The organism is Variovorax sp. J31P207, from assembly GCF_030316965.1.
Lineage (GTDB): Bacteria > Pseudomonadota > Gammaproteobacteria > Burkholderiales > Burkholderiaceae_C > Variovorax > Variovorax ginsengisoli_B.
On the sequence record NZ_JASZYN010000001.1, the window covers coordinates 201008 to 213634 of the forward strand.

Here is a 12627-nt window from a genome sequence, read left to right on the forward strand (position 1 = left end):
CGAAACAGCACCATGATCAGAACCTTCCTCAAGACCGCGTCGGTCCTGGCCCTCGCGGCGGCCACCCTGCAGCCCGTGCATGCACAGGACAAGACCGAGATCACGCTGGCGCGCTTCTTCGGCGCCTGCGAGGCCGACTTCGGCAAGTCGACCGACGTGCGGGCCGCGCGCGGCGAATGCGGCGTCATCACGACCTTGGTCAACAAGTTCAATGCGACCAACAAGGACAACGTCGTCGTCAAGCCGCAGATCGCCGAATGGGGGCCGTACTACGACCAGCTCACGGCGCGGATCGTGGCGCGCGACGTGCCGACCATCGCCGTCATGCACCAGTCGTCGATCGGCGACTACGTCAATCGCAAGCTGATCGAGCCGATCGACGCCGACCTGAAATCGGTCGGCATCAGCCCGGCCGATTTCACCGATACCGCGCGCGCCGGCGTGACCATGAACGACAAGACCTACGGCCTGCCGTTCGACACCTGGTCGTGGCTGTGGCACATCAACACCAACCTGCTCAAGCAGGCGGGCCTGGTGAATGCCGATGGTTCGGTGCAGATTCCGAAGTCGCCGGCCGAGCTGCTGGCCCAGGCGCGCAAGTACAAGCAGGCCACCGGCAAGGCCTATTTCGCCTGGCCGACCGCCGGCGGCGTGCCGACCAACACCTGGACCTTCTTCTCGATGATGTTCCAGCAGAACGGCAACCTGTTCACACCGGGCGCCAAGCCGCGCATCGACATGCACACGCCCGACGTGACCGCCATCCTGGAGCTGATGCGCACCCTGTACACCGAGGGGCTGGTGGTGCAGGGCGTCGACTCCGGTGCCGTCAACCAGGCCTGGTTCAAGGGCGACGCCGCCGTGGCGCTGACCGGCACCTGGCGCATCGACGACTTCATGGCGGCCTCCGAGAAGGCCGATTCCCCGGCCCACGACGGCTATCTGGTGATCCCGTTCCCGCAGCTGTTCGCCAAGCGGGCCACCTTCGCCGACGGCCATGCCTGGGTCATGCTGAAGGGCGGCGCCAAGGACGACAAGACCCGCAAGGCCGCGCTGGCCTTCATGAAGTTCCTCTGGGACAACGAGTTCGAGTGGTCGCGCACCGGCCATCTGCCGGCCAACAAGCGGGTCTACGACAGCGCCGAGTTCAAGGCGCTGCCGATGCGCGGGAAGATCATCGAGATCTCGACCATCGGCCGCGGGCTGGCGCACAACGTGCCGCGCGCGGCGGCGGTCCAGCAGGCGATCAACGAAGAACTGGTCACCATGCAGCTCAGCAAGAAGACCGTGCGCGAAACCCAGGACGCCGCCGAGACGCGGGTCAACAAGTTGCTCGACGCGGTGCGCTGACGCAACGCTCCCATCCATCACGCTTCCCAACACACGAAATCATGATCTCCACCCGCCTGGTCGTCGACAACGACTTCGTCATCTCCGAACTCGACCGCCGCGTGTTCGGCACTTTCGTCGAGCACATGGGCCGCTGCGTCTACACCGGCATCTACGAGCCCGGCCATCCGAGCGCCGACGCGCGCGGCTTCCGCCAGGACGTGATGGCGCTGACGCGGGAGCTTGGCACGACCATCGTGCGCTACCCCGGCGGCAATTTCCTGTCGGGCTACAACTGGGAAGACGGCGTCGGCCCGAAGGACCAGCGCCCGACGCGGCTCGACCTGGCCTGGCTGTCGACCGAGACCAACCAGTTCGGCACCAACGAGTTCATGGACTGGTGCCGCGACGCGGGTGTGGAGCCGATGTTCGCGGTGAACCTCGGCACCCGCGGGCCGGACGAGGCGCGGCATTTCCTCGAGTACTGCAACCATCCGGGCGGCACCACGCTCTCCGAGTTGCGCAAGGAACACGGCCACGAGAAGCCGCACGACATCAAGTTCTGGTGCCTGGGCAACGAGATGGACGGCCCCTGGCAGATCTGCGCCAAGACGGCCGACGAGTACGGTCGCCTCGCGCACGAGACCGCCAAGGTCATGCGCTGGGTCGACCCGACGGTGGTGCTGGCCGCCTGCGGTTCGTCCAAGCACGACATGGCGACCTTCGGCCAATGGGAAGACACGGTGCTCGACCACTGCTTCGACGACGTGGACTTCATCTCGCTGCATGCCTACTTCGAGAACCCGCACGCGTCGACGGCCGAGTTCCTCGGCAACATCGACCAGATGGACCTGTTCATCAAGGAGATCGCGGCGGTCGCCGACAGCGTGGCGGCGCGCAAGCATTCGCACAAGCGGATCATGCTGTCCTTCGACGAATGGAACGTCTGGTACAAGGCCCGCACGCTGGACGACCGGCGCAAGCCCGGCTGGCCGCAGGCGCCCCGGCTGATCGAGGAGGTCTACAACCACGAGGACGCGCTGGCCGTCGGCGGCGCGCTGATCGTGATGATGAACAACGCCGACCGGGTCAAGACCGCCTGCATGGCGCAGCTGGTGAACGTGATCGGCCCGATCATGACCGAGCCGGGCGGACCGGCCTGGCGCCAGACCATCTTCCACCCGTTCGCCCAGGCGGCCCGCTATGCCCGGGGCCGGGTGCTGCGGCCGGTGATCCATTCGCCGACCTACCAGGCCAAGACCTTTCCCGAGGTGCCGTACCTGTGCGCGAGCGTGGTGCACGACGACAGCACGGGCCAGACCGCGATCTTCGCGCTGAACCGCCACCTGAGCGACGAGCAGGAGATCAGCATCGAGCTGCGCGGGCTGGGCGACCGCCAACACCTGGTCGAGGCGCTGCAGCTCCATCATGCGGACATGAAGGCAACCAACACCCAGGAGTCACCCGACAACGTCTCGCCCAGCAGCCTCACGGCAGTCGAGATCGACGGCCACCGGATTACGGCGCGCCTGAAGCCGGGTTCCTGGAACCTGATCGTCACCTCGAACGTCAAACCATCCTGATCGCTTTCGCCGTCGCGGACGGGATGTGACAATCCCGTGCAGACCGCAACCTCCCATGGGACTACCTCGCAGATGAAAGCATCGCACCGAGACCCGGGCTATCGCCAACCGCCCGATCGCAAGAGCATGCACTCGCAGATCGTGCGAGACCTGGGCCTGCGCATCGTTTCCGGCGAATACAAGCCCGGGGAGAGGCTGCCCCTGGAAGCGTCCCTGTGCGCGGCCTACGACGTCAGCCGGTCGGTGCTGCGCGAGGCGACCCGGGTGCTGGTCGCCAAGGGCCTGGTGATCTCGAAGCAACGCGCCGGCGCGATCGTCTGTGCCCGCAGCAATTGGCACTTGCTCGATCCCGACGTGCTGTACTGGCTGATCCAGACCAAGCCGCAACCCGAATTCGTCGAGACGCTGTTGACGGTGCGGCGCATTTTCGAGCCGGCGGCGGCTGCGCTGGCTGCCAAGGTGGCGAGTCCTGATTCGCTCAAGGCCATCGCCGAGGCGTACAAGGGCATGGAGCGCGCGACGACGCCGGAGGAACTCCTCGAGCCCGACCTCGCCTTCCATCGCCGCATCGCCGAGGCCACGAACAACGACCTGCTGGCCTACATCGGCAACATGCTGTCCCTGGCGCTGCGCGAGTCGATCAAGCTCAGCAGCCAGCTGCCGGACACCCACGCCCTGTCGCTGCCCCGGCACAAGGCGATCCTCACGGCCCTGCTCAACCGGGACCCGCTGGGGGCGCGCCAGGCGACGCTGGTTCAGCTGGAGGAGACGCGCGAGGACATCTCGCGCATTCTCGATTCCGACCTCGATCCGGTGTGAGTCCGGTCGCTGCGCGCGGCGACCCGGTGCGGTCCTACCGGCCGCCGTCCACCATGTCGCGGTAGGCGTGCCAACTCGCGTGTGCCAGCCACGGGAAGATGACGATGAGCCCGAGCATGAGCGTCGCAAAACCGAGGGCCGTCAGCAGGGCGATCAACGCGGCCCACAGCACCATGGCGAGCGGATTGCGGGCGCAGCAGCGCAGGCTGGTCAGTACCGCGGTGATCACGTCCACGGGGCGGTCCACCAGCAGCGGCGCGCTGACGACGCCGAGCGCGAACACCAACGCGGCCACCGCGGCGCCGAGCACGAAGAAGGCCGCCACGAGATCGACCGACTGGCCCGACAGCAGCAGCGCCGCAGGCAGGTGCGGCGCGTGCCGCAGCTGCTCGGTGAAGAACAGTGCGAAGACGATCGCTGCCAGGCGCTCCCAGACGAAGTAGGCCAGCGTGAGCAGCAACCCGAACAGCGCGATCGAGCCGGCGTTGCCGAGCCAGGCGCCAAGAGCCGATGCGGAGTCGGGCGCGGCGGACTGCTCCCGCTGGCGCGACAGTGCGTACAGGGGGATGGCAACCAAGGGGGCCACCAGCAAGAAGCCGCCGAGCAACGTCGGCGCCAGGTAGGTGGCCTCCCAGGTCGCGGCCGTCAGGGCCAGGCCCGCGACTGCGACCAGCACGCCGATGCCGAGGCTCAAGCCTGGCAGGAACGCCAGATCGCGTGCCCCCCAGCGCAGCCAGGTCAAGGGCCGCAGCGCGCCGACCCGGCGCACGGTGGGCGCCACCATTGACGGCGCAGGAGATTCACTGCCGAGCGGGTGTTCCATGGCGCACACTCCTTCGTGAAGCCCGCGCTGGACACCCAACGGCGCCAGCGCTGCCGCCAGCATAGACGCGCGCAGCGCCGGCGGCTTGACGTCGATCAAGGTTCCGACGCCACGGTGCGGCGAGGATTGCGCCAACAGCCGATAAGGAGCCCAATCGCATCCACAGGGCTCAGGCGCGGCGAAGCCTTCCGGCCCCTCCGCGCGCGGCACCGGCTCGCGGCAACTGCCCCAACAGGAGCATCCAATGACTTCCCTTCGTGGGGCCGATGGCGGGCGGCGCAGGCCTCTCCGCCTGACCCCGGAGTTGGTCTCTCGAATCGCCCGTGAAGTCGCGGACAGCGGCCCGCCCCCGGGCATGGTGGTCCACAGCGATGCCGACTACGAGGCCTCGCTGGAGCAATTTCTTGCAAGCGGCCCGTGCCGTGGCGAGGATGTCTGGGTCTTCGGGTACGGGTCCCTGCTCTGGAATCCGGCCTTCGATGTCGCCGAGCAGGTGGCCGCGGTTCTGCCCGGCTGGCATCGATCGTTCTGCATCCGGCTCACTCGGTTTCGAGGCACCCCCGACCAGCCGGGCTTGATGATGTCGCTCACGCCTGGGGGAAGTTGCCGTGGCGCCCTGCTTCGCATCGATGCGGCCTCGGTCCAGTCCAGCCTGCGCAAGCTTTGGCGAAGGGAAATGACCGTCAAGCCGCCGAACACCCCGCCGCGATGGGTGACCGCCAAGGCGAGCGGCACCGAGGTGCGCGCCATCGTTTTCGCCGCCAATCGCAAGGGGCCGAATTTCGTGGGCGGCCTGACGCAGGAACAAGTCGCGGACATCCTGTGCAAGGCGGCGGGACACTGGGGATCGGGCGCCGACTACCTCTTGCAGACCATCGACCAACTGGAACGCCTTGACATCAGGGACGCCAATCTCTGGCGCTTGCAGCAGATCGTCGCCCGACGACTCACGCAGAGTGGCCAACCTGCTGCGGAGACCTGCCATGTCCCATGACGGAACCGACAGCGATCGAGAGGCACTCGATCTGCTCATTCGAGGTTTCCAGGTCTCCCGGATGCTCCGGCTGGTCGCCGACCTCGCGCTCGCGGACAAGATTCCGAGGGACGGCAGCCGCAACGTGAGCGATCTGGCAACGGCCTGTTCGGTTCTTCCGACGCCACTGATCCGGGTCCTGCGGGCCCTTGCGGCATTCGGCGTCTTTCGCGTCGGGGAGGACGGGAGCGTCGCGCACTCTCCGCGCTCCCTGCTCCTGCGGATGGACGAGCCGAACAGCCTGCACCATGGCGCCCGGTTCTGGACGGCACCCGGCTCGTGGAAGGCATGGGGGGCCCTGGATGCCGCGCTGGCGGGTGGCGATCCGAATCAAGCCGCCTGGGGCATGGACCGTTTCCAATATCTTCGTGAGCACCCCGCCGAGGCTCGCATCTTCGATGCCTTCATGGCGAACTTTCCGGACCGCAGGCACCAGACACTGGCCGTGAGCTACGACTTCTCCGGTGCGAAGCTGATCGTCGACATCGGCGGCGGCAATGCGGAGGCGTTGCGGCAAATACTCGAACGGTTCCCCGGGCCGCGCGGGATGGTCTTCGACCGGGACGATGTCGTGGCGGCCATACCGCCCGATGCCCGATTGGACGGAAGGATCGAAGTCCGAGGCGGCAGCTTCTTCGATGGCGTTCCCGAGGACGCGGACATCTACCTGCTGATCCGGGTCTTGCACAACTGGAGCGACGACGACTGCATTCGAATCCTGCGCAACTGCCGCAACGCGACGAAACCCGGCGCCCGCCTGCTGATCGTGGAGCAGATCATCGAGCCCGACCCGGCCCTCGGGCGGCCATCGGGCTACCTGGTCGACACGCACATGATGGCCATGTTCGGTGCCGCGCGCGAGCGCACCGAAACCGAATTCGGCGAACTGCTGCAGAGCTCGGGGTTTGCTCTCGAGCGCGCCATCGAAACCGCGTCGCCGGTGTGGATCATCGAGGCGGGCTCCAGATGACCAGGGTCGAGGCAATTCTCGACCAAGGCCCCGCTAGTGCCCCCCTCCGCCAGACGCTTCGGTCATCTTCTCGATCACCTGGTCCAGGCTGAAGCTCGCCGCCTTCTGGCGCGGCGGGAATTCCTTGAAGGTCGCGAGGAACTCCCCGACGATGGCCTGCGCAGGCACCAGCAGGTAGATGTGGCGGAACATCCAGTCGTAGTAGGTGTTCGACGTGATCTGCGCGCGCTCGTACGGGTCCATGCGCAAGTTGAAGATGTAGGGCGTGCGCAGAACCACGAAGGGCTCCTGCCAGATCTTGAGCGTGCCGGTGACGCGCTGCTCCATGAACAGCATCTTCCAGTGGTCGTAGCGCAGTGCGGCGACATCGCCGTCATCGGTGAAGTAGATGAAGCCCGGGCGCGGACTCTTGGCTTCCTTGCCCGTGAGATAGGGCACCAGGTTGTAGCCGTCGAGATGCACCTTGTAGGTGGTCTTGCCGATCTTGTAGCCCTTCTTGAGCTTCTCCTTGATGTCGGGCTCGCCGGCCGCCGCCAGGATGGTGGGGAACCAGTCGAGATGGCTGACGATCTCGTTCGACTCCGAACCCGCGGCGATCTTCCCGGGGAAGCGGACCATCAGGGGAATGCGGTACGCCCCTTCCCAGCTCGAATTCTTCTCGTTCCGGAAGGGCGTGGTGCCCGCGTCCGGCCAGGTGTTCATGTGCGGGCCGTTGTCGGTGCTGTACTTCACGAAGGTGTTGTCGGCGATGCCGAGTTCATCCAGGAAGTCGAGCAGCTCGCCGATGCACTTGTCATGGTCGATCATGACGTCGTGGTATTCCGACTGCCAGCGACCGGATTGGCCGCGGCTCTCGGGCTTCACATGGGTCCACGCATGCATGTGGGAGGTGTTGAACCACACGAAGAAGGGTTCGTCGGCATCGTGCGCAGCCTGGATGAACTTCTTGGCCGCGGCCAGGAACTCGTCGTCGCAGGTCTCCATGCGCTTCTTGGTCAGCGGGCCGGTGTTCTCGATCTTCTGCCCGCCCTTGCCGTCGGCATAGCAGTGCAGCACGCCGCGCGGACCGTATTTCTTCTTGAAGTCCGGGAAGTCCTTCACGTTCGGGTAGTCGACCTCCTCGGGCTCCTCCTCGGCATTCAGGTGGTACAGGTTGCCGAAGAATTCGTCGAAGCCGTGCATCGTCGGCAGATGCTCGTCGCGGTCGCCCAGGTGGTTCTTGCCGAACTGGCCGGTGCGATAGCCGAGTGGCTTGAGCGCCTCCGCGATGGTGATGTCCTCGGCCTTGAGGCCGAGCTCGGCGCCGGGCAGGCCGACCTTGGTGAGGCCGGTGCGCAGGCCGCACTGGCCCGTGATGAAGGATGCGCGGCCCGCCGTGCAACTCTGCTCGGCGTAGGCATCCGTGAAGATCATGCCTTCCTTCGCGATCCGGTCGATGTTGGGCGTGCGGTAGCCCATCATCCCTTTCGTGTAGCAGCTCAGGTTCGACTGGCCGATGTCGTCGCCCCACATCACCAGAATATTCGGCTTCTTGCTCTTCGCCATACCGTAACTCCTTGTATTCGTCGACCGACGCCCTGCAGGGTGCAGGTTGCGGAGAGGGCGATCATCCGCGTGGCGCTACCCGACGCAACTGACCTTTGGTATAGACGACCCGAGGGCCCGAGCAGACGCCCGCGTCGACCCCAGGAAAACCAGCTTGCGGGCCAGCTGCGACACGCGCCAGCATGGCGCCAATGCCGGCGACATCCGTCGCATGATTGCCCCAAGGTGCAGGGGGCGCTGCACCTTGGGCCACTGTGCGGCAAGCCGGGGCGATCTCATGATCTGTTCCATTCAGACGCGCCTCGACGAGACCCTTCCTTGCCGTTCCGGACCTACGCGCACGCCCCCCTCGACGCCATCGCAAAGCGTCCGCCGACCATCGGTCTGGCGGTGCTGATGGCCGGCCTCTGCGTCTCCGCCGGCACGATCGCGCAGGTCACGCCCAGGGATGTGCTGGTGCTGTTTTCCAACAACCGCCTGCTGCCGGCCAACATCGAAGTCGATCGCGCCATGCGCGAACGGATCGCGCGCACCGAGGCGCGGCCGGTCGAGGTCTTCCAGGAATTCCTCGACCGGCCCACCTTCTCTGGCGAGGCATTCGACCGGAACCTCGCCACCTACCTTCACGAGAAGTATGCCGACCGGCCGCCGCGGGCCATCGTCGTCATCGGCGACCCGGCGTTGAACTTCATCCTCTTCCATCGCCCGGCACTGTTCCCGGGCACACCGGTGGTCCATGTGGGGATCGACAAGGCCTATGTGCAGACCCTCCGGCCGACGCAGACGCCGCTGCTCGGCGTGCCGGTCGAATACGACTTCCGCGGCACCGTCGAGCAGGCGCTGCGCTGGCATCCCGACACCCGCCGGCTGCTGGTCATCACGGGCACCAGCCCGCGCGACCGCATCTGGGAGGCCAAGGCCCGAGCCGAGTTCGCCGACCTTGCGGTCAAGCCCGCGATGGTCGAGTACCTCGCCGGCCTCTCGGCCGAGGCACTGAAGGCGCGGCTCCGGGGGCTCGGAGCCGGCGACCTGGTGTTCTCGCCCGGCTACTACCGGGACGGCACGGGGCGCGACTACTCGCCTCGCGATGCGATCGCGGAGATCGCCGCCGCATCGACCGGCGCGCCGGTCTACGGGCCGTTCAGCGCCTTCATCGGCACCGGCATCGTGGGCGGGCGCATGCCCGCGAACCGCGACATGGGACGACTCGCGGCCGACGCGATCAACGCGCTGCTCGATGGGGTTGCGCCCCAGGCCGTCGCCCAGCCCGCGGTCCTGCCGGCGGTCCTGCAGGTCGACTGGCGGCAGGTGCGCCGATGGGGCATCGCCGAGGCCGATATTCCGCCGGACGCGGCCGTCTTCTTCAAGGAGCCGACCTTCTGGGACCTGTATCGCACCCAGGCGCTGCTGGCGATGGCGCTGTTCCTGATCCAGGCCCTGCTGATCGCCGCCCTGTTCATCGAACGGCGCCGCCGCCGGCACACCGCTCTGGCGCTCGAACGCAGCGAGGACCGCATGAGTCTGGCGGCGCGCGCCTCGCGGCTTTCGACCTGGAGCTGGGACGTCGACCGGACGCCCCCCGGCGCCAGCGCCGAGGCCAGCTCGCTCGACGAGGTGCTCGACACCGTGCACCCGGCGGATCGAGAAGACCTGCACCAGGCTGCACAGCAGGCCGTCGAACGTGACCAGGAACTCGACGTCGAGTACCGCGTTGTCGAACCCGGCGGCGAGGTGCGGTGGATTGCCGCACGGGGCCGGGCCGAAAAAGATGGCGGCAAGCGCATCACCGGCGTGGCGCTCGACATCACGGCCCGCAAGGAAGCCGAACTCCAGGCCCAGAAGGACCGGTCGGCGCTCACCCACATGACCCGCGTGTCGATGCTGGGACAGCTCTCGGCATCGATCGCCCACCAGCTCAACCAGCCGCTGGCAGCGATCCTCGGCAACGCCGAGGCGGCACGCAAGATGCTCGGGAAGGCGCCACTCGACCTGGTCGAGCTGCGGGCCATCTGCGACGACATCATCAGCGAGGACCGGCGCGCGGCGGAAGTGATCCGCCGACTGGGCGCCCTCTTCAAGCGCGGGGAGATGACGCTGGCGCCGCTGGATCTCAACGAGCTGGTGTCCGAGACCCTGGAGCTGGTGCGCACCGAGCTGACGACGCGGCACGTCGAGGCGGCGACCGAGTTCGCCCCTGGGCTCGCGCTGGTCGACGGCGGCAGGGTGCAACTGCAGCAGGTGCTGTTGAACCTGATCCTGAACGCCGCCGATGCCATGGTCGACATCGCGCCGGAGAGCCGCAGGCTGGTCGTGCGCACCGAGATGCGGGGCACGGATGTCCGCTTGTGCGTGATCGACCAGGGCTGCGGCATCGCTGCGGCCGACATGCCCCACCTGTTCGACCCCTTCTGGAGCACCAAGCCCGGCGGTACGGGCATGGGACTCGCGATCTGCCGGTCGATCGTCGAGGGCCACCGGGGCACGCTCACCGTTGCCAATACGCCGGACGGCGGCGCCGCCTTCTGCGCCACCTGGCCGGCGCGCCAGACCGCCTGATCATGGAGCGTCGCATGGCAACCATCTTCCTCGTCGACGACGACCCCGCGGTGCGAAGGGCGCTGGCGCGGATGCTGCGCCAGGAAGACGAATGGGAGGTGCGGACCTTCGACTCGGCCGAGGCTTTCCTGGCACGGCCAGACCCCGACACCGAAGGCTGCCTGGTGCTGGACGTGACCATGCCCGGACTCGACGGGCTCGAACTGCAGCGGCGCCTGGCCGAATCCGGACAAGCCTGGCCGATCGTGTTCCTGACCGGCCACGGCGACATCCCGATGTCGGTCAAGGCGATCAAGGCCGGCGCCGCTGATTTCCTCACCAAGCCGGTCGGCGCGCCGGCGCTGGCGAGCGCCGTGCGGGCCGCCTTCGCGGAATCGGCAGCGATCCGCCGGGCCAGGAGCGACGACAAGGCCTGCGAGCAGCGGCTGGCCACGCTCACGCCGCGCGAACGCGAGGTGCTCGCGGGCGTGGTCAAGGGCCGGCTCAACAAGCAGATCGCGGCCGACCTCGGCATCGTCGAGCAGACCGTCAAGTTCCACCGGGCCCGCATCATGGAGCGCATGCAGGTGCGGACCGCGGCCGAGCTGATGCACATCGCGGCCCGGCTCGGCATCCCGGCGGCGCCCCGGGACTGAACCAAAGACCAGTCCCCGCCGCGGCGGCAACGCGGTACCTTCCAGCCGTGCACACCATCGATCCGCTCATCGCCGTGGTGGACGACGAGTCGCCCATGCGGACGATGCTCGGGCGAGTCCTGCGGCTGGCCGACTATCGGGTCAGCGCCTACGAATCGGGGGAGGATTTCCTGGCCTCGCTGGACACCCAGCGCCCGGCCTGCGTGATCCTCGACATCCACATGCCGGGGTTGTCCGGCTTCGAAGTCCAGATGCGCATGCAGGCGGCCGACATCCGGGTCCCGGTGGTGTTCATCACGGCCAGCGACGATGCCGCGCTGGCCCGGCTGGCGATCGAGGCGAACGGGTCGTGCCTGCTGCGCAAGCCCTTCTCGAGCGACGAACTGCTGGAGGCGATCCGCCGGCACGGCAGCACCTTAACCAAAGGCTAGTTCCGGGCAGAGTCGCTTGCCGGTACAACCAGATCGCCATGGAACAGTTGCTGCATGCCTCGGCCATCATCCTGTCCCAGCTGCTCGAGGCAGCGACCCTGGTGCTGCTCGCCGTGGGCGCCCTGTTGGCAACAAAGAATCTGCTGGTCGGCGCGTTCACGGGGGCGTCGGCCAGCGCGCTGTCCCTCAGCGTGTGGCAGGGCATGTCGCGCTGGCTGATGGTCGGGCTGGAGTTCATGCTGGCGGCCGACCTGGTCTCGACGGTGGTGGCGCCGACCTGGGACGAACTCGGCCGCCTCGCCACCATCGCCGCGATCCGCACGCTGCTGGGCTTCTTCCTCGGACGCGACCTCGAACTGGCGCGCCGGATCTCGCTCGAGACCGAAGAGGCAGCCGGTGCCTCGCGAAGAAGGCCGTCATGACCACCCCGCACCTGCCGGACCTGCCGCCCGACCTCGCGCAAAAGGTCGGCAAGGAGCCCACCAACACGGCCACCGAGCTGTCCGGCTTCCGAACCCAGATGGCCGAGCACCGGACAGCCTTGTCGGACGCGCGATCGCACCTGGCCAACGAACGCACCCACCTCGCCTACTTGCGCACGGCGCTGTCGCTGATGAGCTTCGGCATCACGATCAACCGCTTCAGCATCTACCTGCAGCAGAGCGGGAGCGCCGAGAAGCTCAACCAGGACTCGTTCCCGTTGCGCGACGCCGCCACGGTCGGGCTCGGCATGGTCATCGTCGGCGTGGTGGTGCTGCTGTGGGCGCTGCTGCGTTATCGCCGGGTGCATCGGGAGATCGTGGAAGAGCGCTTCGAGCCGAGTTCGCTGTCGGTGACGCTGCTGACGCTCGCCATCATCGTGATGGGCGCGGTCAGCGCCGTCTGGCTTCTGCTCACCTGAGG

12 protein-coding genes are annotated in these 12627 nt (G+C 67.3%); 10 read left to right on the forward strand and 2 right to left on the reverse strand.

Features of this window, described 5'->3' with window-relative positions:
• The first annotated feature begins 12 nt into the window (after window positions 1–12).
• From QTI68_RS00950 to QTI68_RS00960, 3 genes are all read left to right on the forward strand, one after another.
• Window positions 13–1350, forward strand: a complete 1338-nt coding sequence (locus QTI68_RS00950) for an extracellular solute-binding protein (RefSeq protein ID WP_286519028.1) — start codon at window positions 13–15, stop codon at window positions 1348–1350.
• 41 nt (window positions 1351–1391) lie between these two features.
• On the forward strand, window positions 1392–2912 hold the full coding sequence (gene arfA / locus QTI68_RS00955) for an arabinosylfuranosidase ArfA (protein WP_286519030.1): 1521 nt from the start codon (window positions 1392–1394) through the stop codon (window positions 2910–2912).
• Window positions 2913–2984: 72 nt separating this feature from the next.
• Window positions 2985–3731, forward strand: a complete 747-nt coding sequence (locus QTI68_RS00960) for a FadR/GntR family transcriptional regulator (RefSeq protein WP_286519031.1) — start codon at window positions 2985–2987, stop codon at window positions 3729–3731.
• Between the two features lie 34 nt (window positions 3732–3765).
• Here QTI68_RS00960 and QTI68_RS00965 read toward each other — a convergent pair whose 3' ends face one another.
• On the reverse strand, window positions 3766–4554 hold the full coding sequence (locus QTI68_RS00965; RefSeq protein WP_286519032.1) for a DUF2189 domain-containing protein: 789 nt from the start codon (window positions 4552–4554) through the stop codon (window positions 3766–3768).
• Window positions 4555–4798: 244 nt separating this feature from the next.
• Between QTI68_RS00965 and QTI68_RS00970 the strand changes: the two genes are divergently transcribed.
• Both QTI68_RS00970 and QTI68_RS00975 read left to right on the forward strand, forming a co-directional pair.
• The gene (locus QTI68_RS00970; RefSeq protein WP_286519033.1) at window positions 4799–5548 is read left to right on the forward strand and encodes a gamma-glutamylcyclotransferase; all 750 of its coding nucleotides are present in this window, start codon (window positions 4799–4801) and stop codon (window positions 5546–5548) included.
• Entirely contained in the window at window positions 5538–6557 is a 1020-nt protein-coding gene (locus tag QTI68_RS00975; RefSeq protein WP_286519035.1) for a methyltransferase, read from the forward strand. Before QTI68_RS00970 ends, QTI68_RS00975 begins: the two co-directional genes overlap by 11 nt.
• Before the next feature lie 33 nt (window positions 6558–6590).
• On the opposite strand, the gene QTI68_RS00980 is transcribed toward QTI68_RS00975, so the two are convergent.
• A complete protein-coding gene (locus QTI68_RS00980) occupies window positions 6591–8102 on the reverse strand; it encodes an arylsulfatase (RefSeq protein ID WP_286519036.1) in 1512 nt (503 codons plus the stop codon).
• A gap of 318 nt (window positions 8103–8420) precedes the next feature.
• Here QTI68_RS00980 and QTI68_RS00985 point away from each other — a divergent pair, with 318 nt between their 5' ends.
• The 5 genes from QTI68_RS00985 to QTI68_RS01005 are packed head-to-tail and all read left to right on the forward strand — an operon-like array spanning window position 8421 to window position 12625.
• Window positions 8421–10658, forward strand: coding sequence for a sensor histidine kinase (locus tag QTI68_RS00985; protein ID WP_286519037.1), 2238 nt, complete (start codon window positions 8421–8423; stop codon window positions 10656–10658).
• 14 nt (window positions 10659–10672) lie between these two features.
• Window positions 10673–11293, forward strand: a complete 621-nt coding sequence (locus QTI68_RS00990) for a response regulator transcription factor (RefSeq protein WP_286519039.1) — start codon at window positions 10673–10675, stop codon at window positions 11291–11293.
• Between the two features lie 47 nt (window positions 11294–11340).
• On the forward strand, window positions 11341–11724 hold the full coding sequence (locus QTI68_RS00995; RefSeq protein ID WP_286519041.1) for a response regulator transcription factor: 384 nt from the start codon (window positions 11341–11343) through the stop codon (window positions 11722–11724).
• Between the two features lie 38 nt (window positions 11725–11762).
• Window positions 11763–12146, forward strand: a complete 384-nt coding sequence (locus QTI68_RS01000; RefSeq protein WP_286519043.1) for a DUF1622 domain-containing protein — start codon at window positions 11763–11765, stop codon at window positions 12144–12146.
• Entirely contained in the window at window positions 12143–12625 is a 483-nt protein-coding gene (locus tag QTI68_RS01005; RefSeq protein WP_286519045.1) for a YidH family protein, read from the forward strand. Before QTI68_RS01000 ends, QTI68_RS01005 begins: the two co-directional genes overlap by 4 nt.
• The last annotated feature ends 2 nt before the right edge of the window (window positions 12626–12627 follow it).